This is a genomic window from Nonomuraea coxensis DSM 45129 (assembly GCF_019397265.1).
Taxonomy (GTDB): Bacteria; Actinomycetota; Actinomycetes; order Streptosporangiales; family Streptosporangiaceae; genus Nonomuraea; species Nonomuraea coxensis.
In genome coordinates this window covers 1,622,170-1,646,654 of record NZ_CP068985.1, presented here as the reverse complement: position 1 = coordinate 1,646,654, position 24,485 = coordinate 1,622,170, and the positions used below count along the sequence as shown (strand labels likewise).

The 24,485-nt window shown below is 72.6% G+C and carries 19 protein-coding genes; 3 read left to right on the top strand and 16 right to left on the bottom strand.

What is annotated here, in order from left to right; all coding sequences use genetic code 11:
* Positions 1-26 precede the first annotated feature (26 nt).
* The 7 genes from Nocox_RS08015 to rpmE all read right to left on the bottom strand — a co-directional run bounded on the left by Nocox_RS08015 (position 27) and on the right by rpmE (position 6,960).
* Positions 27-1,292: a serine hydroxymethyltransferase gene (locus tag Nocox_RS08015; protein WP_020546693.1), complete on the bottom strand. Its 1,266-nt coding sequence runs from the start codon at positions 1,290-1,292 to the stop codon at positions 27-29.
* A gap of 51 nt (positions 1,293-1,343) precedes the next feature.
* A complete protein-coding gene (locus Nocox_RS08010) occupies positions 1,344-1,718 on the bottom strand; it encodes a hypothetical protein (RefSeq protein WP_020546694.1) in 375 nt (124 codons plus the stop codon).
* Entirely contained in the window at positions 1,718-3,952 is a 2,235-nt protein-coding gene (locus tag Nocox_RS08005; RefSeq protein ID WP_026215069.1) for a hypothetical protein, read from the bottom strand. The genes Nocox_RS08010 and Nocox_RS08005 overlap by 1 nt, the downstream gene beginning before the upstream one ends.
* Before the next feature lie 117 nt (positions 3,953-4,069).
* Entirely contained in the window at positions 4,070-4,717 is a 648-nt protein-coding gene (locus Nocox_RS08000) for an L-threonylcarbamoyladenylate synthase (RefSeq protein WP_020546695.1), read from the bottom strand.
* An 18-nt stretch (positions 4,718-4,735) separates the two neighbouring features.
* A complete protein-coding gene (gene prmC, locus Nocox_RS07995; protein ID WP_020546696.1) occupies positions 4,736-5,590 on the bottom strand; it encodes a peptide chain release factor N(5)-glutamine methyltransferase in 855 nt (284 codons plus the stop codon).
* Positions 5,587-6,639, bottom strand: coding sequence for a peptide chain release factor 1 (gene prfA, locus Nocox_RS07990; RefSeq protein ID WP_020546697.1), 1,053 nt, complete (start codon positions 6,637-6,639; stop codon positions 5,587-5,589). Before prfA ends, prmC begins: the two co-directional genes overlap by 4 nt.
* A 102-nt stretch (positions 6,640-6,741) precedes the next feature.
* Entirely contained in the window at positions 6,742-6,960 is a 219-nt protein-coding gene (gene rpmE, locus Nocox_RS07985) for a 50S ribosomal protein L31 (protein WP_020546698.1), read from the bottom strand.
* Between the two features lie 197 nt (positions 6,961-7,157).
* On the opposite strand from rpmE, the gene Nocox_RS07980 reads away from it, so the two are divergent.
* On the top strand, positions 7,158-8,192 hold the full coding sequence (locus tag Nocox_RS07980) for a hypothetical protein (RefSeq protein ID WP_020546699.1): 1,035 nt from the start codon (positions 7,158-7,160) through the stop codon (positions 8,190-8,192).
* 68 nt (positions 8,193-8,260) lie between these two features.
* Here the strand turns inward: Nocox_RS07980 and rho are convergent, their stop codons facing one another.
* The 3 genes from rho to thrC form a co-directional block, all read right to left on the bottom strand.
* Entirely contained in the window at positions 8,261-10,258 is a 1,998-nt protein-coding gene (gene rho / locus Nocox_RS07975) for a transcription termination factor Rho (protein WP_020546700.1), read from the bottom strand.
* Between the two features lie 456 nt (positions 10,259-10,714).
* A complete protein-coding gene (gene thrB / locus Nocox_RS07970) occupies positions 10,715-11,620 on the bottom strand; it encodes a homoserine kinase (RefSeq protein WP_020546701.1) in 906 nt (301 codons plus the stop codon).
* Between the two features lie 34 nt (positions 11,621-11,654).
* Positions 11,655-12,713 carry a threonine synthase gene (gene thrC, locus Nocox_RS07965; protein WP_020546702.1) on the bottom strand — a complete coding sequence of 353 codons (1,059 nt, stop codon included), beginning with the start codon at positions 12,711-12,713 and terminating at the stop codon, positions 11,655-11,657.
* A 156-nt stretch (positions 12,714-12,869) separates the two neighbouring features.
* Between thrC and Nocox_RS07960 the strand changes: the two genes are divergently transcribed.
* Entirely contained in the window at positions 12,870-14,366 is a 1,497-nt protein-coding gene (locus Nocox_RS07960; RefSeq protein WP_020546703.1) for a glycosyltransferase family 2 protein, read from the top strand.
* Between the two features lie 104 nt (positions 14,367-14,470).
* Here Nocox_RS07960 and Nocox_RS07955 read toward each other — a convergent pair whose 3' ends face one another.
* From Nocox_RS07955 to Nocox_RS07930, 6 genes are all read right to left on the bottom strand, one after another.
* Positions 14,471-16,105 carry a glycosyltransferase family 2 protein gene (locus tag Nocox_RS07955; RefSeq protein ID WP_020546704.1) on the bottom strand — a complete coding sequence of 545 codons (1,635 nt, stop codon included), beginning with the start codon at positions 16,103-16,105 and terminating at the stop codon, positions 14,471-14,473.
* On the bottom strand, positions 16,102-17,181 hold the full coding sequence (locus Nocox_RS07950) for a glycosyltransferase family 2 protein (protein WP_020546705.1): 1,080 nt from the start codon (positions 17,179-17,181) through the stop codon (positions 16,102-16,104). The genes Nocox_RS07955 and Nocox_RS07950 overlap by 4 nt, the downstream gene beginning before the upstream one ends.
* Before the next feature lie 73 nt (positions 17,182-17,254).
* The gene (locus tag Nocox_RS07945; RefSeq protein ID WP_246649748.1) at positions 17,255-18,544 is read right to left on the bottom strand and encodes a homoserine dehydrogenase; all 1,290 of its coding nucleotides are present in this window, start codon (positions 18,542-18,544) and stop codon (positions 17,255-17,257) included.
* Positions 18,541-19,923 (bottom strand): diaminopimelate decarboxylase, encoded by a 1,383-nt coding sequence (lysA, locus tag Nocox_RS07940; RefSeq protein ID WP_026215070.1) that lies wholly within the window; start codon positions 19,921-19,923, stop codon positions 18,541-18,543. The genes Nocox_RS07945 and lysA overlap by 4 nt, the downstream gene beginning before the upstream one ends.
* Positions 19,924-20,047: 124 nt before the next feature.
* Positions 20,048-20,671, bottom strand: a complete 624-nt coding sequence (locus Nocox_RS07935) for a hypothetical protein (protein ID WP_020546708.1) — start codon at positions 20,669-20,671, stop codon at positions 20,048-20,050.
* Positions 20,672-20,681: 10 nt separating this feature from the next.
* A complete protein-coding gene (locus Nocox_RS07930) occupies positions 20,682-22,526 on the bottom strand; it encodes a hypothetical protein (protein ID WP_157383409.1) in 1,845 nt (614 codons plus the stop codon).
* 70 nt (positions 22,527-22,596) lie between these two features.
* Here Nocox_RS07930 and Nocox_RS07925 point away from each other — a divergent pair, with 70 nt between their 5' ends.
* A complete protein-coding gene (locus Nocox_RS07925) occupies positions 22,597-24,234 on the top strand; it encodes an asparagine synthetase B family protein (protein ID WP_020546710.1) in 1,638 nt (545 codons plus the stop codon).
* Positions 24,235-24,485 lie beyond the last annotated feature (251 nt).

The following is a 24,485-nucleotide window of genomic DNA, read 5'->3' as shown; positions in this document are numbered from 1 at the left end:
GTGACCGGAAAACGACACAGACCAGCTTAATATTCGCTGAGATATGGCCGATAGATGGTCAGGAGCCCCGCGACGCTTTCCCTGACCCGCTCGGCGGCCCCCGGATCGCGGACCGCGGCCGCCACGAGCTTCCCGACCTCCCTCAACTCCTCGGGCCCCAGCCCCTGCGTGGTGACGCAGGGCGTCCCCACGCGGATGCCCGACGTGACCGCCGGGGGCTCCGGGTCGTACGGGATGGCGTTGCGGTTGAGCGTGATGCCCGCCGCCGCGCACCGCCGCTCGGCCTCCGCCCCCGTCACACCCGTGTCGCGCAGGTCGACCAGCGCCAGGTGCGTGTCGGTGCCGCCGGAGACCGCCCGCATCCCCTCCGCGCCCAGCGCCCCGGCCAGCGCCTGGGCGTTCGCGACCACCCGGCGCGCGTAGCCGGCGAACTCCGGCCGCAGCGCCTCGCCGAACGCCACCGCCTTGGCCGCCACCACGTGCATCAGCGGCCCGCCCTGGAGGAACGGGAACACCGCCCGGTCGATCCTGGCGGCCAGCTCGGCGGTGCACAGGATCGCCCCGCCGCGCGGCCCGCGCAGCGTCTTGTGCGTGGTGAACGTCACGACGTCCGCGTACGGGACCGGCGACGGGACCGCGCCGCCCGCCATCAGCCCGATCGGATGCGCCGCGTCGGCCAGCAGCCACGCCCCCACCTCGTCGGCGACGCCGCGGAAGGCCGCGTAGTCGATCAGCCGCGGATACGCCGTCGCGCCGCACACGATGACCTTCGGCCGGTGCCGCAACGCCAGGTCCCGCACCTCGTCGTAGTCGATCAGCTCGGTGTCCCTGCGCACCCCGTACGGCACGACGTCGAACCACCGGCCCGAGAAGTTCACCTTCGAGCCGTGCGTGAGATGGCCCCCGTGCGGCAGGGCCATGGCCAGCATCGTGTCGCCCGGCTGGAGGAGCGCGGCGTAGGCCGCCAGGTTCGCCGAGGCGCCCGAATGCGGCTGGACGTTGGCGTGCTCGGCCCCGAACAGCCTCGTCGCGCGCTCGACGGCCAGGCGTTCGGCGCGGTCCACCACCTCGCAACCGCCGTAGTAGCGGCGGCCAGGGTAGCCCTCGGCGTACTTGTTGGTCAGGGTCGAGCCCAGAGCGGCCAGGACGGCGGGCGAGGTGAAGTTCTCGCTCGCGATGAGCTGCAGGCCGCGGCGCTCACGAGCCAGCTCGTCGAGCAGCACCTCGGCGAGCTCCGGATCCTGCCGCCGCAGCAGCCCGAAGTCCGGGCCGTAGTAGGGTTCGGCACCCATTCCCCCACTGTACGACCCGCCCTCCGGCGCCCGCCGTCCGGCACCGGGTCGTCAGGGGAAGGCGTGGGGGGCGTTCGTCTTGGCCGGGATCCAGCGGGGCGTGTCGTGAGCTTCGTCACTGATCGCCGTCAGCACCGCGTGCCGGTAGACGGCCAGCCTGGCGCGCCACTCGCGGATGTCCTGGACGTACCGCTCGCCGACCGGGGCATCCCACGTCTGAGGGCTCCTCGCCAGGTTGAACGCCTTGTCCAGGGTGGTCCTGAGCGTCTCCAGCTGGGGCAGGACGCTCTGCCAGGCGATGACCAGGCGCTGGTACTCCGGGTTGAACTCCCACGCGGTGGGCTGGTTGTCCAGAGGGCCGGAGGAGGTGGCCGGAGGGCGCTCGTCCACGGCCTTGGGGCGGGGGGCCGGCGGGTCGACGTACATCACGCGGTCCTTTCCGGCTTCTGGGCGGGGCGGGGGTCGGGGTGGCCTGCGCGGCCTTCGTCCTCGATGACGCCTGGGGGGCCGTCGGGGCGGATGTCCTGTGCGGCCCATTCGCCCTTGCCGTACTCGCCGGGCGTCATCCGTACGGACGGGGTGTCCTGGGGCCGGACGTCACGGTCATGGTCGGCGACGGCGCGCACGTCGCCCGGATCGGGCGGGATCACCTCGACGGACACCGCGTCACCGCCGTTCCCGGCCCACCCGGTGATCTCTCCCCCAGCCGTCACCCGCACCGCCACGCCATCGGACGTCCCGCCCCCACCCGCCCCAGCACCACTGACCGGCCCGTCCCCGTGAGCGACCGCCGATACGCCGGGATCGTCCATCAACCTGATCCCCGAACCCCCCGGAGCCGCCTCATTACCCACCCCTTGACCAGCACTGGCCCCGTACCCGGAACCCGGGGCCGTGCCCTGGCCGGACCCCGGCGTGCCGTCCCCTCCGGTCCCCGGACCGGGGGTGCCGCCGTTGCCCCCTGTCGCGCCCTCGCCGCCTCCGCCCGGTGCCGCCCCCGCGCCGCCGCCGTCGGCCGCGGGCGGCGTCGGCGGGATCACCACTCCCTGGTTCCCGTTCGGCGCCGTCCCGGTGTCGCCCGGCGCCGGGGCCGTCCCGCCGGGGGCCGTACGGTCGCCACTCGGCGTCGTGGTGCCCGTGTCACCGCGGGCGGAACCCGCGCTGTCCGGGCTGGAGCCGCCGCCGGGAGGTGTGGGGTCCGCGCCGCCGGACGCCGAGCCGATGCCGCCAGAGGTCGCACCCGTACCGCCGGAGGGAGCGCCGGCGTCACCCGTACCCGTGCCTCCGGGGGGCCTGGCGGCATCGCCGGGCGCTGTGCCGTTGCCACCTGGGGTGCGGTCGGTGGTGGCGGAGTCGCAGCCTGTGTCGGGGCGGGGGTTCGCGTTCGCGTCCGGGTTCGAGGGCTTGTCGTCGATGGGCGTGATCGCCGTCGCGCTGCTGTCGTCCCGCGGGTACGCGGCTTCGACGGTGCCGGGGGTTGTCGCCGCGCCGGTGGCGCCGCTGTCCGGTGGGGCGGAGGATGAGGGCGGGAGGGTGGTGTGGGGGGCTCCGCTGGTGGGGTCATTTGGGTTGATGGAGCCGGGGTTGCCGTCGGGGCGGATGTCCCGTGCGGCCCATTCGCCCTTGCCGTACTCGCCTGCCGGCGCCTCGACACTCGGCATGCCCTGGGGCGGGATGTCGCGGTGGCCGCCGTCCGCCGTGGCCGGGGCGTCCGTGCTGGGCGGGGTGGTGGTGTTGGCGGAGGCTGCGTTGTTGCCGTCGCTGGGCCAGGTGTTCGCGTCCGCGCCCGTGCCGGGGGCCGCTGCGCCGGTGTCGGTCGTGGGGGGGTTGGGCATGTCGGCGGGCTGGATCTTGTCGGCGTTCCTGAGCATGTTCTCGACTTGCTCGGCTGTGGGCGGGTCCAGGGGGATCTGGAGGACTTTGACTCCGTCCACTTCTACGACATGGGGTTTGGTGGCTGCCGTGTCGTCGGGGTGGTTCTTGGCGGGAGTGTCTGTGACGCCGTTGTCGCCCGTTCTCGTCCCCGTGTCCTTGCCGGCGCCGGTGTTCTTGTCCCCGGTGCCGGTGTTCTTGTCCCCGGTTCCGTCGCAGGTCTTCCCGTCCGTATCAGGCTTCCCGTCCGCGCCTGTCTTCCCGTCGGAGCCCTTCTTGCTGTCAGCGTCGGTCTTCCCGTCCGAACCGGTCTTGCCGTCCGAGCCCTTCTTGCTGTCAGCGTCGGTCTTCCCGTCCGAACCAGTCTTCCCGTCAGCGTCGGTCTTGCCGTCGGAGCCCGTCTTCCCGTCGGAGCCCGTCTTCCCGTCCGAGCCCGTCTTCGGGGTTTCCTGGGTGGGTTTGTCGCCTCCGCGTACGTCCTTCTCCGCCTCGTCGTTCCCCGGACGGTTGCCGGGGGACGGCGGGTCGCCGGGGCGGGTGGTGTCGGACTTGTCCCGCTGCTCGACCCGCTTCTCCAGCACCGCGAGCCGCCCGTTCACGTCCTTGACCATGGCGTCGACGGCCTCGGCGACCTGGGCGGGGCGGTGCGTGGCCTGCGCCGGCACCCCGGCACGGCTCAGCGCGGACCGGACGCGGTCCTCGATCGCCCGCATCTCCGTGGCCGCGTGCTTCGCCTCGGTCAGCAGCTCGCGCACGAGCTTGGGATCCATGCCGTCGTACTTGCCCATGGGCCACTCCCCGACGTGTCGCCGCTCCGGGCCTCACCGTAATCACGGCCGGAGCGCCACCGCAGCCGGGATAAGCAGACGGTATACGTCGGGCGCCAGGTCATCCCGCCCGGCGGGTCAGTCGTCGGTGGCGACGTACCCGATGATGCCGCGCAGCTTCTCGACGGGGATGGCCCCGCGCCGCAGCAGTCGCGGCACGGCGGTGGTGAGGTCGAGGATGGTGGAGGGCGTGTTGTCGGTGGTCCTGCCGCCGTCGAGGTAGACGGCGACCGACTCGCCGAGCTGCGCCTCGGCGTCCTCGGCCGTGGTGGCGGCGGGGGCGCCGGAGCGGTTGGCGCTGGAGACGGCCATGGGGCCGGTCTCCTTGAGCAGGTCGAGCGTCACGGGATGGAGCGGCATGCGCACGGCCACGGTCCCCTTGGTGTCGCCCAGGTCCCAGGAAAGAGCCCTGTTGGCCTTGCAGACGAGCGTGAGCGCCCCCGGCCAGAAGGCGTCGATGAGATCCTGCCCGTACGGCCCCAGGTCGTCCACGAGCGCTGTGGCGGCTCGTACGGTGCCCACGAGCACCGGCGGCGGCATGTCGCGCCCGCGCCCCTTGGCGTCGAGCAGGGCGGCGACCGCGGCCGGGGTGAAGGCGTCGGCGCCGATGCCGTAGACCGTGTCGGTGGGCAGCACCACCAGCTCACCCCTGCGTACGGCCTCGGTGGCCTCCTTCAGCCCTTCGGCCTTCTGCTCGGGGTTCGAGCAGTCGAAGCGTCGTCCCACGGCGTACTCCTCGGTGACTCAGTCCTGGCCCAGCCGGGCCGTGACGAAGCGGTCCCTTCTCGTGAGGTCCTGGCGCAGGCGCACGTCGCGCCAGCCGTTGTCCTCGGGGAAGGTCAGGTAGACGGCCCGGCCCTGCTGGTCGGCGTGCTCGACGGCGACCCAGCCGCCCGGCCGCAGCAGCCGGCGGGCGGTGCGCTCGACCGCGCGGACCTCGGCGAGGCCGTCGTCGCTGGAGCCGTAGAGCGCGCGGGCGGGATCGTAGTCGCGGACCTCGGGGTCGCGCGGGATCGCGCCGGGCGGGATGTAGGGCGGGTTGGAGATGACCAGGTCGACCTTGCCGTCGAGCTCGGGCAGCGCCTCGGCGAGGTCTTCCGGGTGCAGGTGGGTGCGCCCCTGGCCGAGCTCGGTGATGTTGCGCTTGGCCCACGTGTACGCCGCCGGGTCGACCTCCACGGCGTGCACCTCGGCCAGCGCCACCTCCTGGGCGATCGACAGCGCGATGGCCCCCGAGCCGGTGCCGAGGTCGACGACGAGCGGCGCGTTGACGTCCATCTCGCGCAGCCGTTCGATGGCCCAGCCGGTCATGACCTCGGTCTCGGGGCGCGGCACGAACACGCCGGGCCCGACCGCGAGCTCCAGGTAGCGGAAGTAGGCGTGGCCGGTGATGTGCTGCAGCGGCTCGCGGGCCTCGCGCCGCGCGACGCCCTCCCAGAACAGCGCGTCGAAGTCGGCGTCCTTGACCGTGTGGAGCTCGCTTCTGCGCACGCCGTGGACGAACGCCGCGATCTCCTCCGCGTCCGTACGCGGTGAGGGCACGCCTGCCTCAGCCAACCGGGCGGTGGCGAGGGCGATCTCGTCCAGCAGCAGACTCATGAGTGTTGTGCGAGCTTCTCCGCCATCTCGGCGTCGATGAGGGACTGGGTGACGGCGTTGAGCTCGCCGTCGAGCACCTGGTCGAGGTTATACGCCTTGAAGCCGACGCGGTGGTCGGAGATGCGGTTTTCCGGGAAGTTGTAGGTGCGGACGCGCTCCGAGCGGTCGACCGTGCGGACCTGCGACTTGCGTTCGGCCTGGGCCGCGGCCTCGGCCTCCTCCTGGGCGATGGCCAGCAGCCGGGCGCGCAGGATGCGCATCGCCGACTCCTTGTTCTGGAGCTGGCTCTTCTCGTTCTGGCAGGAGACGACCACGCCGGTCGGCAGGTGGGTGATGCGGACCGCGGAGTCGGTGGTGTTGACGCTCTGGCCGCCGGGGCCGCTGGAGCGGTAGACGTCGATGCGCAGGTCGTTGGGGTCGACCTGGACGTCGACCTCCTCGGCCTCCGGGTAGACGAGCACGCCGGCGGCGCTGGTGTGGATGCGGCCCTGCGACTCGGTGACCGGCACCCGCTGCACGCGGTGGACGCCGCCCTCGAACTTGAGCCTGGACCACACGCCCTCGTCGCCCTTGGCCTTGATGGCGACCGTGACGTCCTTGTAGCCGCCGAGATCGGACGGCTGGGAGTCGATGACCTCGGTCTTCCAGCCCAGCCGCTCGGCGTAGCGGAGGTACATGCGCAGCAGGTCGCCGGCGAACAGCGCCGACTCCTCGCCGCCCTCGCCCGCCTTGATCTCCATGATGATGTCCTTGTCATCATTGGGATCGCGCGGGATGAGCAGGTGCTTGAGCCGCTCCTCCAGCTGCGGGATGCGCGCTTCGAGCTCGGCGGCCTCGGCCGCGAACGACTCGTCCTCGCCGGCGAGCTCCTTGGCCGCGCTCAGGTCCTCGCGGACCGAGGTCAGCTCGCGGTAGGTGGTCACGATCGGGGTGAGCTGGGAGTAGCGGCGGCCCAGGGTGCGGGCCCTGGACTGGTCGGCGTGCACGGCGGGGTCGGCGAGCTGCAGCTCCAGCTCGGAATACTCCTTGAGCAACTCGTCGAGGTTCACCGTGGGTCCTTGAGGTGTGGGTGCGGCCGGGGGCGTCGTGTCTCGTACCGACGACGCCGACCCGGCGCACGCGGATGTGCGGCCGGGCCGGCGTCTGGTGAGCTACTTGCCCGCGGCCTTCTTGCCGAAGCGCTTCTCGAAGCGCGCCACCCGGCCGCCGGTGTCCAGGATCTTCTGCTTGCCCGTGTAGAACGGGTGGCAGGCGGAGCACACGTCGGCGTGGATCACGCCGTTCTTGGCGGTGCTGCGGGTGGTGAAGGTGTTACCGCAGGAGCAGGAGACCTGCGTCACGTGGTATTCGGGGTGGATGTCGCGCTTCATCGCTGTCCTTTCGGGCTGCGGCCGCCGGGTCGCCGCTGAGCATGGCGTGAACCGGAACCGCAAAATGGTCAGCTACCAGTGTGCCAGATCGTGTAACCATCCCAGGCCATCGCGCATTCCCGCGCACAGCCCCGCACGCCGACCGTCGCCGCAATAGGCTCCTTTGCACCATTCCTCACTCTGGTAAGGATCTCCGCATGAGAAGAAGGCTGTGGTCGCTGCTCGCGGCCGCCATGGGGGCCGCCGTTCTCCTGGGAGGCACCGGCACGAGCGTGGCCGACGCGGGCAGCCGCGCGCTCGCCGGCGACTTCACGGGCGAGGCGTCCGCCAGCGCCTCCGTCCCGCTGCAGAACGAGGTCGAGGGCACGGTGACGCTCACCCTCAAGGACCCGGCCCAGGTCACGGGCGTGACGGGCGGCATCGAGGCGCCCGGCAGGGCCGTGCGTACGGTGACGTTCGACTTCCGGGCCGGCGACAGCGCGGCCACGCAGCGGATCATCGGCAGGTGGCGGATCGCCGCGGACGACCCGGCCGGCGAGTGGAAGCTCAGCGTCGCCGTCGCCCGCGAGAGCGGCACGAGCACCACGCCGTTCGTCGTACGGGTGGCCGGCAAGCAGGGCATCACCGCCGCCAAGGTGACCCCGAACCCGGTGAAGCTGGTCACCGGCAAGGACGTGAAGGTGGCGGTCGAGGCGAGCGTGAAGGACGCCTCGAAGGTGTCGGCCAGGCTCGTCAGCGCCGGCGGGGGCGAGTTCTACGACCTGGGCGACCTCGCCAGGGAGTCGGACGGCAAGTACCGCGGCACGACGTACTTCGCCGACGACACGGCGCCGGGCGACTGGACGCTGGAGGTCTACGCCCACAAGGACGGCCAGACGCTCAAGGGCGTGGCCGGCTTCACCGTCGCCGAACCGGCGCACGGCGCCTCCAGGAAGGCGCGGTCGAGGGTCACGATCTCGGCCCCGGCCAAGGTCGCGGCGGGCAAGAAGGTCAAGGTGTCGGGGAAGGTCTACCGCGGCGCGAAGGCGTACCCGCGCAAGACCGTCGAGGTGTACTTCAAGGTCAAGGGCACCAGGACGTACAAGCTGCTCGGCTTCGCGAAGACCACCTCGACCGGCAGGTACGCCAAGACGTACAAGGCCCGCAAGGACGGCTACTACCGGGTCAGGGTGCCCGGCACGAAGACGACCAGCGCCTCGCTGTCGCCCCAGGAGTTCGTGGACGTCCGGTGACCCGCCCGACGGCATGACACGGAAAAGGGCGGCAGGTGAGTCACCTGCCGCCCTTCGCCGTCAGCCCGCTAGTCGCGGTCGTTGCTCACCGTGGTCTTCTGGACCTGCAGGAGGAACTCCGCGTTGGACTTGGTCTCCTTCATCTTCTCCAGGAGCAGCTCCAGCGCCTGCTGCATGTCGAGCGCGTGCAGCACCCGGCGCAGCTTCCAGACGATCTGGAGCTCTTCCCTGCCCATGAGGATCTCTTCCTTACGGGTGCCGGACGCGTCGACGTCCACCGCGGGGAAGATGCGCTTGTCGGCCAGGGAGCGGTTGAGCTTGAGCTCCATGTTGCCGGTGCCCTTGAACTCCTCGAAGATGACCTCGTCCATCTTGGACCCGGTCTCGACCAGGGCCGTGGCGAGGATCGTCAGCGAGCCGCCGTTCTCGATGTTGCGGGCGGCGCCGAAGAAGCGCTTGGGCGGGTAGAGGGCCGTGGAGTCGACACCGCCCGACAGGATGCGCCCGGACGCCGGGGCCGCCAGGTTGTAGGCGCGGCCGAGGCGGGTGATCGAGTCGAGCAGGACGACCACGTCGTGGCCCAGCTCCACCAGGCGCTTGGCGCGCTCGATGGCGAGCTCGGCGACCGTGGTGTGGTCCTCGGCGGGACGGTCGAAGGTCGAGTGGATGACCTCGCCCTTCACCGACCGCTGCATGTCGGTGACCTCTTCCGGCCGCTCGTCCACGAGCACGACCATCAGGTGGCACTCGGGGTTGTTGCGGGTGATCGCGTTGGCGATGGCCTGCAGCACCATCGTCTTGCCGGCCTTGGGCGGCGAGACGATGAGGCCGCGCTGGCCCTTGCCGATCGGGGAGACGAGGTCGATGATCCTCGTGGTGAGGATGTTGGGCTCGGTCTCCAGGCGCAGGCGCTCCTGCGGGTAGAGCGGCGTCAGCTTGTTGAAGTCGGGCCGGTTGCGGGCCTGGTCCGGGTCCATGCCGTTGACGGTGTCGAGGCGGACCAGGGCGTTGAACTTCTCGCGCCGCTCGCCCTCGCGGGGCTGGCGGACCGCGCCGGTGACGACGTCGCCCTTGCGCAGGCCGTTGCGGCGGATCTGGGCGAGCGAGACGTAGACGTCGTTGCTGCCCGGCAGGTAGCCGCTGGTCCTGACGAAGGCGTAGTTGTCGAGGATGTCGAGGATGCCGGCGATCGGGATGAGCACGTCGTCATCGCCGACGACGGGCTCGCCGCTCTCGAAGCGCTCGCGGCCACGGCCGCGGTTGCGCTCCCTGAAGCGGCCACGGCGGCCACGGCCACCGCGCTCGTCGTCGTCGACGCCGCCACCCCGCTGGTCGCCGCGCTGGTCGCGGTCACCGCGCTGGTCGCGCTGGTCGCCGCGGCTGCCCGCGTCGGCGGCGCGGCCGTCGGCCCGCCCGTCGGTGCGGCCGTCGGCACGGCCACCCTCGCCACGGTCGCCACGGTCGCCACGGTCGGAGGAACGGTCTGCGGAACGGTCGGAGGAACGCTCGCCGCGCTCACGGCGCTCGCCGCGGCTGCGGCGCTCCCTGCGGCTCTCGCCGCGCTCGGCGCGCTGCTCGCCCTGGCCGGCGTCGGCGGCGGGCGCCTGCTCGACGACGGGCTCGGCGGGCGCGACGGTCGCGGCCACGGGCTCCGGCGCCTGGGCCACGGGCTCGGGCGCGGCGGCCACGGGCTGCGGCGCGGGCTCCTCGGCCACGGTCTTGGCGCGGGAACGTTCCCTACGTGCCCGGGTGGGCCGCTCGGCCGCGGGGGCCGTCTCGGCCGCGGGCGCGGGCGCCTCGGCGGCGGCCGCGGGGGCCGGCGCGGCGTCGCCCGTGCCGCCACCCTGCTTCTCCTGGATGGCCGCGATCAGCTGGCTCTTCCGCATGCGCCCCGTCCCGCTGATGCCCAGCTCAGCTGCGATCTTCTGCAGCTCGGGCAGCACCTTGGCGGACAGGCCGGTGCCGGAGCGACGCGCACGGGGCTTGGCCGCGGCGCGAGTGGGGGTGTCGCCGGACGCGGGCTCAGCGCCTGGTGCGTCGGAGAGGAGTTCGGTGGTGTCGCTCAACTAAAAGGTCCTTCCCAGGGGTCGGGCGCCGGTTTTGTTCTGCCGGGCGTCCCGGAGGTGCTTGCGATCCGGCGGGACAGACCGGGTCGGGGTGCACTTTGCGATCTTCGGCTGTCGCTGGAGACGGCCGCCACTCTTGGGGAGGGGCTCGTCACGCCGCCGCTGGGCCGTGGCGCGTGCCTGACACCCCCCAGATTGCTGTCGCCAACCAGATGTCGATTGGATTCGAACGCGCAGATCCCCGTCGTCGCCGCCTCGTTTCGGGCCAACCGGGTGTGGGCCAACCGGAGGCGATCAATTCCGGGGAGACAGCCGCGCTGCCCACGCCTCGCGACGTGAAGCATGATGCAGCGATGTGTGGCTGACAAGCACGCACCCACCAAGGGGGCATCTGGTGCGGCTATCAGCCTAACATCACCAGCGCACACGGCTATTCCCTGAAGGTCTAAAGAGGCATCAGCGTGTCTCGGGGAACTGAACGTTCGCACCAACCGGGTCGACGTCCATTAGCTGGATGTGCCAGTCATTACCCACTTCTGGCGCGATCAAATCCTGCGTATCCGAGGTCGAAAACGCAAGAACCGTGGGACCCGCTCCCGAAACGACCGCGGGCACGCCCACTGCACGCAGACGTTCTACCAGAGCCGCGCTCTGCGGCATCGCAGGCGCGCGGTAATGCTGATGGAGCCGATCTTCCGTGGCGGCGAGCAGAAGCCCCGTCTCGGGCCGCTGGGTCAGCGCGGCTATCAGCAACGCGGCCCGGCCGGCGTTGAAGGAGGCGTCCTTGTGGGGCACGTCCTTCGGCAGCAGCCCCCGGGCGGTCTCCGTCGCCAGCCGCGCGGACGGAACCAGGACGACAGGACGGACCCGCTGGTCGGGAGCCAGTTTCACCATATGCGGCGCCCGGGCGTGGTCCGACCAGGCGATGGTGAGACCGCCGGCCAGGCAGGGCGCCACGTTGTCGGGATGGCCCTCCATCTCGGTCGCCAGCGCGAACACCTCGTCGTCCGGCCACTCCGCGCCCGCGAGCGCGCGGGCGGCGAGCAGGCCCGCGCACACGGCGGCCGACGACGAGCCGAGGCCGCGGGCGTGCGGGATGCGGTTGCGGCAGCGCAGGCGGATGCCTTCGGGCTGGGCGACCCCCATGCGGGCGAACGCCTCGCGCATGGCGCGGACGACCAGGTGGCGCTCGCCGAGGTCGACCTCGCCCGCGCCCTCGCCGCTCACGCTGACCTCGACGCCGCGCTCACCGGTGAGGGTGGCCTCGACCTCGTCGTACAGGCTCAGCGCGAGGCCGAGCGCGTCGAAACCCGGGCCGAGGTTCGCCGAGGTGGCGGGCACGCGGATGTCAACGGTCCTCATTCACGCATCAGATCCTCACTCCCCGTGGCCCCCGTCAGGCGAGGTTGAGCGCCGCCGCGGCGGCGTGGACGTCGATGGGGATCACCGTCGGCGCCGGCGCCCCCGAGATGGCCCAGTCAGGGTCCTTCAGCCCGTTGCCGGTGACGGTGCAGACGATGCGCCGCCCCGGCTCGACCAGGCCCTGCTCGTGCGCCTGGAGCAGACCGGCGACGCTCGCCGCCGAGGCCAGCTCCACGAACACGCCTTCTTCCTGGGCCAGCAGTTTGTACGCCGCCGCGATCTGCCGGTCGGTCACCGCCTGGATGACGCCGCCGGACTCGTCGCGCGCCGCCGTGGCGAGCGACCAGGAGGCCGGGTTGCCGATGCGGATGGCGGTGGCGATGGTGTGCGGGCGGGTCACCGGCGCGCCCTGGACGATCGGGGCGGCGCCGCTCGCCTGGAAGCCGAACATGCGCGGCTTCCGCGTGGCCAGGCCGTCGTCGAAGTATTCCTGGTAGCCCATCCAGTAGGCCGAGATGTTGCCCGCGTTGCCCACCGGGATGCAGTGGATGTCGGGCGCGTCGCCGAGCGTGTCGACGATCTCGAACGCGGCCGTCTTCTGCCCCTGCAGCCGGTAGGGGTTGACCGAGTTGACCAGCGCGATCGGGTAGCTGGACGACAGCTTGCGGGTCATCTCCAGGCAGTCGTCGAACGACCCCTCGACCTGCAGCAGCGTGGCCCCGTGCACGAGCGCCTGGGCGAGCTTGCCCATGGCGATCTTGCCGCGCGGCACCAGGACGGCACAGGTCAGCCCGGCGCGCACGGCGTAGGCCGCGGCGGAGGCCGAGGTGTTGCCGGTGGAGGCGCAGATGACCGCCTTGGCCCCCTCCTCGACCGCCTTGCTGATGGCCATCGTCATGCCGCGGTCCTTGAAGCTGCCGGTCGGGTTGGCGCCCTCGACCTTCAGGTAGACATCGCACCCGGTGAGGGCGGAGACGCGGTGCGCGGGCACCAGCGGCGTGCCGCCTTCGAGCAGCGTGATGACCGGCGTCTTCGTCGTCACGGGAAGACGCTCGCGGTATTCCTCGATGAGGCCACGCCACGACCTGCTCATGATGACTCCCTACCTGCGCTGTTGGTCACAGAGTGTACGGGGTGCGGGCGACCGCAACCGATTCGTGTCCAAGGCTCGGACGTATCGGTTGGACAGCGACGCTATTGAGGAAATTCTCAGCATCTCCCGATAAGGTCTCGGCAGGGGGTCACGACCATGAACGCGCGTCCTGCTCTGAGGCAGAACGACTACTCGCCGATCGAGGCGCCGCCGCTGGGCGCCTGGTCGCCCGCCCTTTCCGTGAGCGTGGTGATTCCTGCGCACGGCGGGCAGGGCAAGCTCGACCTGACGCTGGCGGCGCTGGCGGCGCAGACGTACCCGGACCGGTTGATGGAGGTCCTCGTCGTCGACGACGGCAGCGACCCTCCCATCCGCCTGCCCGAGATCCGGCCGGTCAACACGCGCGTGGTGCGGGTGCGGGACGGCTGGGGCATCTCCAACGCCGTCAACACCGGGGCCAACGCCGCCGACGGCGAGATCATCCAGCGGCTCGACTCCGACATGGTGGCCTGCCGCGAGCACATCGAGGCGCTGGCCCGCTGGCACCACGTGACCGACTACCTGGTCACGATCGGGATGAAGAAGTTCGTCGAGCCGCCGGCCGTCACGCCCCGGCAGGTCTTCCAGGCGCGGCGCCTGGACGAGGTGTTCGCGCTCGGCGAGGCCGTCGCCAGCTCCACCGAGGCGACGATCGCCAGGACGGACGGGCTGCGCGCGAGCCGCAACCCGTACCACGTGTGCACGGGGCCGACGTTCGCCCTGCCGCGTGAGGTGTTCCACGCCGTGGGCGGGCTCGACCCGACCGTGGCGCGCGGCGAGGACACCGAGTTCGCCTACCGGCTGGCCATGCACGGCGTGGTGTTCGTCCCCGACCTGGAGGCGCAGGCCGTCCACCTGGGGCTGCCGGCGCAGCACCGCGACCGGGAGCGGGCGGTGCGGGCCGTCGAGCCCTACCTGGCGCACCGGGTGCCGCTGCGCAGGGACCTGCGCAAGGATCCGGGGCGGCGGTGGCTGGTGCCGTACGTGGAGGTCGTGCTCGACGTCACCGACACCTCCGAGTCGGTGGTGCGGCAGGCCGTCGCGGCGGCGCTCGGCGGCAAGCTGCAGGACGTCGTGGTGACGCTGGTGGGGCCGTGGTCGCTGCTGCGGGACGGGCGGCGTTCCGTGCTCGGCGACCCGTGCTTCGAGCTGCGGCTGATGCGCGACCTGTTCGCGCACGACGAACGCATCCGGCTCATCGACGAGGCCGCGCCGACGCCCGCGCCGTGCCCGTTCCGCTACCGGGGGCCGGTGGACGTGCCGCTGCACCGGGCGACGCTGGAGCGGATGATCGAGTCGGCGCAGAAGGACCTGGCGGGCGTGCTCGTCGTGGACCTGCCTGACGGGCGGACGGCCCGGCTTGAGCGCACTTCGGCGCTCGGGCGCGCGGTCCTGCTCACCGAGCCCGGCGCCGGTCCCGCCGACCTCGACGCCGTCATCGAGGCCACGCACGGCGTACGGCACGAGCCGCCGGACCGCTACTGGCCCGCGCCGAAGCAGCCCGAGCCGGTCACCATCCCCGCGCCGGAGCCGGTGACGGTCCCCGCCGCCGTGGACGCCGCCACCGAGCGCACCTTCCTCGGCCGCCTGAAGTCGGCCCTGCGCCCCAACTGACCCCCGCCCTCCCGGCCCAGCGGAGCAGGGGCGGGGAAGGCACGGGTCCCTCGGTCGCGGAGACCGGGGCAGGCGCGGGTCCCTCGGCCTTCGGGGGGCGGGACTCAGTCGCGGGGGCGGCGGAGGGCGCGGCGCATGGTGGTGGAGACGGCCGTGCGGAGGCTCTGCTGGGCGGCGCGCTTGGCCGCGGCGAGCTCCCGCCGCAGCGTGCCGACCTCGCGCCGGAGCTCGACCGCCGACTTGCGCCAGCGCCCGGCCTCCTCCTTCCACTTGCTCACCTGCGCCCGCAGCCGCTCGTTCTCCTTGGCCAGCCTGGCCGCCTCGGCCTGGGCCTCCGCCCGCGCCCGGTACGCGCTGCGCCGGCCCAGGGGCGGCGCCGCCTCGGCGGTGAACCCGTACGTCTCGCCGTCCACCCACGACACGCCGGACACCTCGTCCACGACGTCGTCCAGGTCCTCCCCCGGCCGGGCCACGAGGCGGGCCCGCGCGAAGGCGGAGAGCCGTTCGAGCCGGGCCGCGACGACGCCTTCGGCGGACTCGCGCAGCAGGACGTTGACCAGCCCCAGCCCTTCGTCGCGGGCCAGGTCGAGCAGCCGGGCCAGGCTGTCCTCGCCGGGCGCCCAGCCCGACGGCAGCCGCAGCACGTAAGGGACGGCCGGGTCCACGTCCTCGGCGGTGACCAAGCGCACCCGGCCTTCGTACCGGTAGTGGCCCTCGACCAGCACCAGGTCCAGGGCGGTGTCCAGGAGCGGGGCGCGGCGCTCGCGGCGCAGCGTGTCCCAGGGCCCGGTCACCAGCACCGACAGGTCGGGCACGGTGGCGGCGAGCAGCGCGTCCACGCTGGCCCGCACCTCGTCGTAGCCCGCCGTGCCGTCCACGACGGCCGTCACGTAGGGGACCTTCCACTGGCGTCCCGGATGCCCGCGCAGCCACCGGTAGGCGGGGACGCGGTCGGCCACGAGCGCGTGGCTCACCCGGTCGATCGCCGGCTTGTCGCGCATCCGCATGGTGGGCCCGAGATGGTAGGCGCGGGCGGCCGGTTCGGGCACGAAGACCGCGCCGGCCTGGCCGAGCCGGTAGCCCATCTCGGTGTCCTGGCCGAGGACGAGGTCGTCGTCCATCGGCCCGGCCGCCGCGACGAGCCGGGCGGACACCGAGGTGGCCCCGCCGACGTGCAGGCTGAAGGGGCGCTGCGGGTTGCCGGTGAACCCGCCGGTGCGTTCGACGAGGTCGACGATCCAGGTGTGCGGCTCGGCCGGCTCGAAGTGCGCCTCCAGGTCGGCGGGCAGCTCGGCGGGCAGCTCGGCCTCGGTGAACCTGATGTAGCCGGTGACGACGAGGTAGGGCGCGGCGTGGTGCCAGCGCATGTGGGCCTCGACCGCGCCGGGCGTGAGGACCACGTCGGAGTCGAGCCAGTGGATGACGTCGCCTTTGGCCTCGGCGAGGCCGGCGTTGCGCGCGGCGGCCCTGCCCGGCTCGGGGCAGCGGATCAGCCTGGCGCCCTTGGGCGCGGCCTCGGGCAGGCGCAGCGGCGGCTCGCTGCCGTTGTCGACGACGATCACCTCGGTGAGCTCCGCCGGGTACGTCTGCCGGGCGAGCGCCGCCAGCACGAGGTCGAGCTTGTCCTGCCCGCCGTACGCGGGGACGACGACGCTGACCGTCAGCTCGGGCGTGAAGCCGGGCTCCGGCCGCAGCGTCCGGTAGTCGTTGCCGCGTACGCGGGCGACGCGGTCGTTCACGCGGCCTCCATGAGCAGGCTCGGCCGGAACCCGCGCCACTGGCCGGCGGCCACCTTGACGAAGTGGGCGAGCGGGAGCTGCCAGGTGTGGTCGGCGCTCAGCCCGCGGCGCAGGACGTAGCCGAGGCCGTGCGTCCGGTAGATCTTCGCGCCCGCCTGCGCGGCCGCCTTGAGGAACTCGAGGTCCACGGCCCGCGCGACCGCGGGGAAGCCGCCGATCTCCCTGAAGCGCGCCAGGGGCACCAGGATCGTGCCGCCGGCCACGTGGTCGGAGTAGACCTCGCTCGGATAGCCCGCGCCGCTGGCGAACGTCGTCCGCCTGATCGTGGCCTTCAGCGGCTCCAGGTAGAAGAACTCGGCGGTGGTGCCGACGATGTCGGCCCCGGAGTAGGCGCGGGCCATGAGCAGGTCGGACAGGTGGTGGGGGCCGTACCAGTCGTCGTCGTCCCACTTGGCGAGGAAATCGCCGCCGGCCAGGGCCGCCGCCCGGTTGAGCATCTCGCCGAACGGCACCGACTCCGCCGCCTCGACCCACTTCACCGGCAGCGCGCACTCCTCGACCGCCTGGCGTACGTGCTCGAACGGCACCCCGTGCAGCCCGAGCACCACCTCGGCCGTCACGCCGCGCTGCCGCTCCATCTGCGCCAGCGCCGCGCCGACCAGGGCCGGCCGTTTGGTGGACATGACGATGCTGACGCTGGGCGGGCTCGCGGGGGTGGGGTGGGCGAGGCGGCGCAGGCGTACGCTGTGCTCCTCGCGCCGCAGGTCGGCGAGGCAGCGGGCGGTGCCGTCGGGGGTGTGGCCGAGCCAGTCGCGGTCGGTGAGCAGCGCCGCGAGGCCGGCGGGCACCCAGTCAGGGGCCCGTTCGGCGGTCAGCGGGACGCCGGCGGCGGCCAGCTCGTCGAGCCCGTCGAGGGGCACCGGCCCGTCCGGCCACTCGATCTCCAGGCCGCGCAGCGGGCGCAGCTCGGGCACGGCGGGTGGCCGGCCGTCCACCGCCCATCCGCCGCCCGCCCAGTGCAGGCGGGCCGGCCCCTTCTCCGGCGTGCGCAGGAAGCCGCACGGGGTGACGGACATGAAATGGGTGCTCCTCGACCGCGGGGATTTCAGTCGGCGCCTACCTTACGCCCGTTCCGCGGCCTTCCGAGCGCTAGTCGTCGCCCTCGACGCGCATCACGCCGGCCACGGCGCGGACGATGTCGAGCTCCCGCAGCCCCTCCAGCGTCGCGGTCAGCGCGGCGTCGGTGGCGCGGTGGGTGACGATGACGAGCTGGGCGTCGTCGCCGTGCCCCTCCTGGCGCACGGTCTGGATGGACACGTCGTGCTTGGCGAACAGCTCGGCCACCCGCGCCAGCACGCCCGGCTTGTCGGCCACGTCGAGCGCCATGTGGAGGCGCGTGACGGTCTCGCCCATCGGGTGGGCGCTCAGGTCGGCGTAGGTGGACTCCTCGGGGCCGCGGGTGCCCGCCAGGCGGTTGCGGGCCACCGCCACCAGGTCGCCGAGCACGGCCGAGGCCGTGGGCGCGCCGCCCGCGCCCTTGCCGTAGAACATGAGCTGCCCGGCCGACTCGGCCTCCACGAAGACGGCGTTGTACGCCTCCCGCACGCCCGCGAGCGGGTGCGTGCGCGGGATCATCGCCGGGTGCACCCGCACGCCGAACGAGCGGCCGTCGTCGGAGCGGGCGCAGATGGCCAGCAGCTTGATGACGTAGCCCATGGCCTTGGCGGAGGCCACGTCGGTGGCGGTGATCTCGGTGATGCCCTCGCGGTGCACGTCGGCGGCCGTCACCCGGCTGTGGAAGGCGAGCCCGGCGAGGATGGCGGCCTTGGCGGCGGCGTCGAAGCCCTCGACGTCGGCCGTGGGGTCGGCCTCGGCGTAGCCCAGGGTCTGGGCCTCCTCCAGGGCGTCGGTGAAGGACGCGCCCGTGGAGTCCATCTTGTCGAGGATGTAGTTGGTGGTGCCGTTGACGATGCCGAGCACGCGCTTGACGTGGTCGCCGGCCAGCGACTCGCGGAGGGGCCGCAGCAGCGGGATCGCGCCCGCCACGCTGGCCTCGAAGTAGAGGTCGCCCTTGCCGGCCCGCGCCGCCTGGTGCAGGGTGGCGCCGTCCTCGGCCAGCAGCGCCTTGTTGGCGGTGACGACGGACTTGCCGCGCGACAGCGCCGAGACGATGAGGCCGCGGGCGGGCTCGATGCCGCCGATGACCTCGATGACGATGTCGACGTCGTCGCGGGCGACCAGCGACTCGGCGTCGGTGGTCAGCAGCGCGGGATCGACCTCGACGTCGCGCTTGCGGCCGAGCCGGCGCACGGCCACCCCGGCCAGCTCCAGCGGCGCGCCCACCCGGGCGGCGAGGTCGCCGGCCTGCTCGTGCAGGAGCCGGATGACCTGCGAGCCCACGACCCCGCAGCCCAGCAGAGCCACTTTCAGCGGTTTCACAGCTGCCCCCTCAACAGGTCGTCCTCGGTCTCGCCCCGTACGATCACCCGGGCCTTGCCGCCCGAGACGGCCACCACGGCCGGCTTGGGCAGGTAGTTGTAGTTGTTGGCCAGCGACCGGCAGTAGGCGCCGGTCGAGGAGACCGCGACCAGGTCGCCCGGCGCGAGGTCGGCCGGGTAGTAGCAGTCGCGCACCACGATGTCGCCGCTCTCGCAGTGCTTGCCGACCAGGCGGCTCAGCATGGGCGGGGCGTCGCTCTCGCGGCTGGCCAGCACCGTGGTGTACTCGGCGCCGTAGAGCGCGGTGCGGACGTTGTCGCTCATGCCGCCGTCGACGCTGACGTACGTGCGCAGCCCTTCGACGTCCTTGACGGTGCCGACCTCGTAGAGCGTGATGCCGCCCGGCCCGACGATCGTGCGGCCGGGCTCGACGGTGAGCCGGGGCACCGGCAGGCCCGCGTCCACGCAGACCTTGGTGACGATCTCGCGCAGGCCGTCGGCCAGCTCCTTGATGTCGGGGGCCTCGTCGCCCTCGACGTAGGCGATGCCGTAGCCGCCGCCGAGGTCGAGCTCGGGCAGCACGACGCCGTGCTCGTCCTTGATCTCCACCAGCAGCTTGGCCAGCCGCCGCGCGGCCACCTCGAACCCGCCGGTGTCGACGATCTGGGAGCCGATGTGGGAGTGGAGCCCGACGAGTTCGAGCTGCGGCAGCGCGAGCACGCGGCGCACGGCCTCGGCCGCGGTGCCCTGGCCGAGCGAGAGGCCGAACTTCTGGTCGTCGTGCGCGGTGGCGATGAACTCGTGGGTGTGGGCCTCGACGCCGGTGGTGACGCGGATCATCACCTTGGGCCGCCTGCCCATCCGCTCGGCGAGGTAGCCGAGCCTGGCGATCTCCTCGAAGGAGTCGACGACGACGTGACCGACGCCGGCCTCCAGGGCCCTGGACAGCTCGGCGACGGACTTGTTGTTGCCGTGGACGGTGATGCGCTCGGGCGGGAAGCCGACGCTGAGCGCCACGGCCAGCTCGCCACCGCTGGCCACGTCGAGGCCGAGCCCTTCGTCCTGGAGCCAGCGCACGATCTCCTTGCACAGGAACGCCTTGCCGGCGTAGTGCACGTCGGATCCGGCGAAGGCCTCGGCGTAGTCGCGCATGCGTGAGCGCACGTCGTCCTCGTCGAGGACGTAGAGCGGGGTGCCGAAGTCGCGGGCGAGGTCGCGCACGTCCACGCCGCCGACCGTGAGCGCGCCATCGGTCCGGGTCGACGTTCGGGGCCAGATCGCGGGGTGGATCCGGTTGAGGTCGGCGGGCGCCTGCGGTGGGCGCTCCTGGGGCAGCATCTCGGCGTGCCGGTCCCCGGCGGGATGGGCGAATCGACTCACCCGATCGAGGCTATCGGAACCGCCACTCCACCATGACCCGGTGACCACGTATCGAGACGGGATCGGGCTTCGCAGGGGATATTTTTACGCTTTTTCGCTCTTTTGCCGGATATTTTGCGATCAATCACAGTCGTTCCGGACCCATCAACACCTGCCCCACCGCCACCGCCAGCCGCACCCGCGCCGTGTGCACCGGCCGCGCGGGCTCGTCGCCGCGCGGCACCGCGGGCGCGCGCTCGTGCGCGTCGTGGAAGGCCAGGGCCAGCCGCACCAGGTACGCCTCCCACCCCGGCTCCCTGCTCGCCGCCCTGCCCGGCAGCTCGGCCAGCGCCCGCAGCACCGCCCGGTCCCAGGGGCCGTCCAGCGCCGCCGGGTCGAACCCGTCCCCCGGCACCCCGAGCGCGCGGGCCCACCTCGTGACCGCCCGCGCCCGCGCGTGCCCGTACCTGACCACGAATCCGGGGTTGTCCCAGGTGCGCGGGAAGTCCGGCCAGCCGGGCTCCGGGATCGCCGGGGCCTCGAACGACTCCAGCAGCGCTCCGGGCACGCCCACCTCGATCTCCAGGAACCCGTTCGCACGGACCGCGACGCCCGCCACGCCCGGCACCGCCAGGACCCGCCCGGCCAGCTCCGCCGCGGGCACCCGCCGCCGGAGCGCCGCCGCCGAGACGAGCAGCGCCCGGCGCTCCCACGTCCCCTCGGGCGCGGGCGGCTCCCCCAGCGCCTCGGCCAGCTCCGGGAACGTCATGCCGAGGACTCTAGATGAGCGCGTGGGGCTCGGCGGAGCCGTACTCGACCAGCTGGGCGGCGCCGAGCAGCCAGCGGTCCTCGTCGCGCACCCGTACGTAGCCGAACCGGTCGGCCGAGAACACCCTGATCCCGTCGGTGCGGCACTGCCGCATCATGACCTCGTCCCAGCCCTCGCTGAGGTCGGCGAAGCCGATCTCGCGCAGGGCGTTCCTGCGGGCGAGGAGGGTGGCGCCGGCGATCTCCGGCAGGTAGGCGTACTCGGCCTCGGGCTGCTTCAGCAGCGTGGCCTGGGGCTTGCGCAGGTGGGCGTAGTAGGCGGCCTTGCCGACGATGTCGGCGGTGCTGAACAGGAACGCCCGGCGCAGGTCGGCCAGGTAGTGGGCGCCGTAGACGTCTCGCGGGTCCATGACCGCCACCAGGTCGGCCTCGCACAGGTCGAGCCCGGCGGCGAGCATCGCGCCCTCGCTCATGGACGGGTGCGGCCGGCGGTACACGACGTCGAGGTCAGGCAGCACGTCGCGGGCGCGCAGCTCGGCCTCGGGCGGCCCGATGACGATCACCTGGGCCACGCCGGTCTGCCTGGCGACCTGGGCGAGCCCGTGCTCCACGAGGTGCGGGTCCGTGATCGGCAGCAGCACGGACGTCTCCAGCGTGGCGCGGGCGCTGGGCAGCCCGACGGTCTCCAGCAGCTCGTCCACGCGCTCGGTCATCGTCCCCATCTGGTACGCCCGCCGCAGCGCCACGTGCGCCCGCCGCGAGTCGGCCTCGGTGCCGATGGGCGTGCCGCAGGCCGCGATCTCGGCCAGCCGCCACTGGGGCGTGCCGGGCGGGCAGTCGGCCGCGGCCGGCCACCGGTAGGAGGTCAGCACGTCGGGGTAGGTCAGGTGGCCAGGCAGGAGCTGGTCGAGCGTGAGCACCCGGTCGATGCGCCCGCCGGCCAGGGGCAGCGGGTTGTGGACGCGCGGCTGGATGCCGTACTGCAGCCGCGGCCAGGGCACGGACAGGTCGCCCGTGAAGCGGTGCTCGAAGAGCTGCGCGGTCGCGGCGTAGGCGTCGACGGGACCCTTCGTGTGCCAGAAGACGGTGCGGATGCCGCGCTCGGCGCACCAGGCCAGCAGCGCGCGGATGCCCTCGCCCGGCTCGCCGGTGATCTCCTCGGCCCACGGGCCCTCGGTGACCGACTCGACCACGAGCAGGTGGGGCACCTCCAGCGGCAGCACCCGGGCGAAGTCGCGGGGCGTGAAGCCGGTGGTCTGGCGCCACTCGTAGCGGAGCAGGGCCTCGGCGTGCGGGTCGGCGATCACCGCCGCGGTGATGTGCGGCCGGGTGTTGGGGCCGGTCGGCACCCGGAACGGCTTGAGCTTGAAGGAGGCGCCGCCGAGCGTGCGGGTGGAGGTGGTGGCCTGGTAGGCGGCCCCCGGGCGTTCCTCCTTGGCGGTGGCCTGGGTGATCGGCTTGCGCTTGGGCGCGCTCGGCCGCTTCACCGGCTTGGCGGCGCCCCGCAGGCCCTTGGCGAGCCGGACCGGGTTGCTCTTGCCGCTCTTGATCGCGTCGCCCAGCCGGTTCCAGCGGGCGACCTTGATCGACGACAGCTTCCAGTTGGCGACCTCGGCCTGGAAGCGCTGCTCGGCCAGCTCCCTGCGGAGCTTGTCGGCGGCGGCCCGCTCGGCCTCCAGCGCGGCCTCGGCCTCGCCCAGCCGCTCGGCGAGAGCCCTGGCCTCCTCGACGCTGTGCTCGGCCTCGGCCAGCCGCGCCTGGGCGGCGTCCAGCAGCCTGGCCAGCTCGGCGGCCCGCTCGGCCTGCGCCACCGCGTCTCGCAGTGCCCGGCGCGTGCTCTCAAGCTCAGTGGACAAGTCGACCTCCGCTTCCTCAGCCTGGCAAAGGATACTCTTTGCGGAAAGCGGCTCGAAGGGATGAGATCCGGTGCAGTTCAACGTGCGGCCCTACGTCTGCGGCGCTCTCGGCCGGATCGACACCGCCATATTGGGCAAGCTCACCGGCGCGGGACCGCGGGTGCGCCCGGCGCTCCAGACGCCCGAGGCCGCGCTGTTCAGCTCGGCGCCGCTGCCGCCCTACCACCGCACGGCCGACTCGTACGCGTTCGCCTGGGGCGAGCGCCGCCCGCCGGCCGCCGACGACTGGATGACGGTGGCCGAGACGTACGAGACGCCGGGCCTCATCGGCGACGGCTCCCGCGTGACCCTGCACACGGGCGCGCTCGGGCTGGTGGACGTCTACTACGTGCGCCACGGCGAGGCCGTCTACTTCTCGTCCCTGATCCAGCCGCTGCTCTCCCTGGTGCCGATCACCGTCGACTGGTCGGCCTGGGCCTCGATACTCCAGGTGACGTTCCCGCTGGGCGAGGCGACGCCGTACACCGAGGTCAAGCGGCTGCCGGGGTCGAGCGCGCTGGTGTGGCGGCACGACCGGGTGGCCGTGGAGCGGCGGCTGCCGCGCTGGCTGCGCACCGAGCCGTACGAGGCCTGGACCAGCCCCGCCGAGATCGTCGAGCTGCTGCACCAGGTCTACGCCGGCTACGACGGCCGCAAGCTGCTCGTGCCGGTCAGCGGCGGCTACGACTCCCGCCTGCTGGCGAGCGTGGCCAAGGCCCGCGGCGCGGACGTCGAGTCGTGGACCACGAGCCCCGACGACGGCACCGACACCGACATCGCCTTCGCCCGCGCGATCACGAAGGAGCTGGGCATCCCGCACCGGGTGATCACCCAGGACGCGGCCGACTACCCGGCGGACGCCGTCGAGGTGGCCCGCAGGCTGGAGTACCTCACCCCGCACCACGCCTGGTACGCCCCCTTCGCCAAGGAGGTGCACGGCGCGGGCCGGATCCTGGTGGACGGCCTGGCCGGCGGGCCGCTGCTGAAGAACTTCATGGTGAGCGGGGCCGCGCTGGAGGCGCGGACGCAGGCCGAGCGGTCGGCGGCGGTGCTGGGGTCGCTGTCGCTGGGCGCGCCCTCGCGGCCGTTCCTGTCGAAGGCGGCGGCGGAGTGGATGGAGGAGAGCGTGCGCGAGCAGTTCGCGGCGGCCACCTCCATGCTCCACGGCCACCGGGCCGAGCTGCCGCTGTCGGTGCTGCACACCCGGACGGTGCGGGGCATCGCGCGCTCGGCGGTGAACCTGGTGGGGCCGGAGGCGTCGTTCGCCGCGCCGTTCATCCATCCGGATTTCTTCGACGCGGCGCTTTCCGTCGGAGTGGCCCGTAAGGACAAGGGCCGCTTCTACCGCGAGGTGCTGCACGCGGCCAATCCGCGGGTGGCGGCGCTTCCTTCCACGAATGTCGTCAAGCAGCCGCTCCAGCGGGTTCCGCTGCGTTCCACGGCGGCCCCCGCCCGAAATTATGCGCACAGCATGCTGGAAACGGTGGTGAGCCGGGTGCCGGGGCTGCTGTCGGAGGAGCTGCACGAGGTGGTGGCGGGCGGTCCGGACGCACTCACCAGGTTCAATGGCTGGAACGACCGCTTCTGGGTGCGTGGATTGGTACTCTTCGGACTCTGGCTGAGCGACTTCGAGAACGACCTCTCCGACCTGGCTCCACCTTTCTCGTGAACTCTCGGTAACAACGTGGTTACATACGGATCTCGCGGGTATTACACCCGGCACAGCAGAAGCGGGTTCCGGAAAGCCGACGGGCTGGTAGTGTTCGGCCCGTAAGCGCCGCACAAACGGGCAACCGGATCACAAATCCGACCTCGTTCTAGGGCATGGAGTTCGCAGGGATGACGACTCCAGGCGGCGCGGTCACCAATCAAGAACGCCGGGGAACCGGTGACTTCGTCCTGCCCACATCTCTTCCTGTG

Bases quoted from the DNA above. Each gene is read 5' to 3' on its own strand.
- Nocox_RS08015 (WP_020546693.1), bottom strand. From the start codon at position 1,292: ATGGGTGCCGAACCCTACTACGGCCCGGACTTCGGGCTGCTGCGGCGG.
- Nocox_RS08010 (WP_020546694.1), bottom strand. From the start codon at position 1,718: ATGTACGTCGACCCGCCGGCCCCCCGCCCCAAGGCCGTGGACGAGCGC.
- Nocox_RS08005 (WP_026215069.1), bottom strand. From the start codon at position 3,952: ATGGGCAAGTACGACGGCATGGATCCCAAGCTCGTGCGCGAGCTGCTG.
- prmC (WP_020546696.1), bottom strand. From the start codon at position 5,590: ATGAGTCTGCTGCTGGACGAGATCGCCCTCGCCACCGCCCGGTTGGCT.
- rpmE (WP_020546698.1), bottom strand. From the start codon at position 6,960: ATGAAGCGCGACATCCACCCCGAATACCACGTGACGCAGGTCTCCTGC.
- Nocox_RS07980 (WP_020546699.1), top strand. From the start codon at position 7,158: ATGAGAAGAAGGCTGTGGTCGCTGCTCGCGGCCGCCATGGGGGCCGCC.
- thrB (WP_020546701.1), bottom strand. From the start codon at position 11,620: ATGAGGACCGTTGACATCCGCGTGCCCGCCACCTCGGCGAACCTCGGC.
- thrC (WP_020546702.1), bottom strand. From the start codon at position 12,713: ATGAGCAGGTCGTGGCGTGGCCTCATCGAGGAATACCGCGAGCGTCTT.
- Nocox_RS07960 (WP_020546703.1), top strand. From the start codon at position 12,870: ATGAACGCGCGTCCTGCTCTGAGGCAGAACGACTACTCGCCGATCGAG.
- Nocox_RS07950 (WP_020546705.1), bottom strand. From the start codon at position 17,181: ATGTCCGTCACCCCGTGCGGCTTCCTGCGCACGCCGGAGAAGGGGCCG.
- Nocox_RS07935 (WP_020546708.1), bottom strand. From the start codon at position 20,671: ATGACGTTCCCGGAGCTGGCCGAGGCGCTGGGGGAGCCGCCCGCGCCC.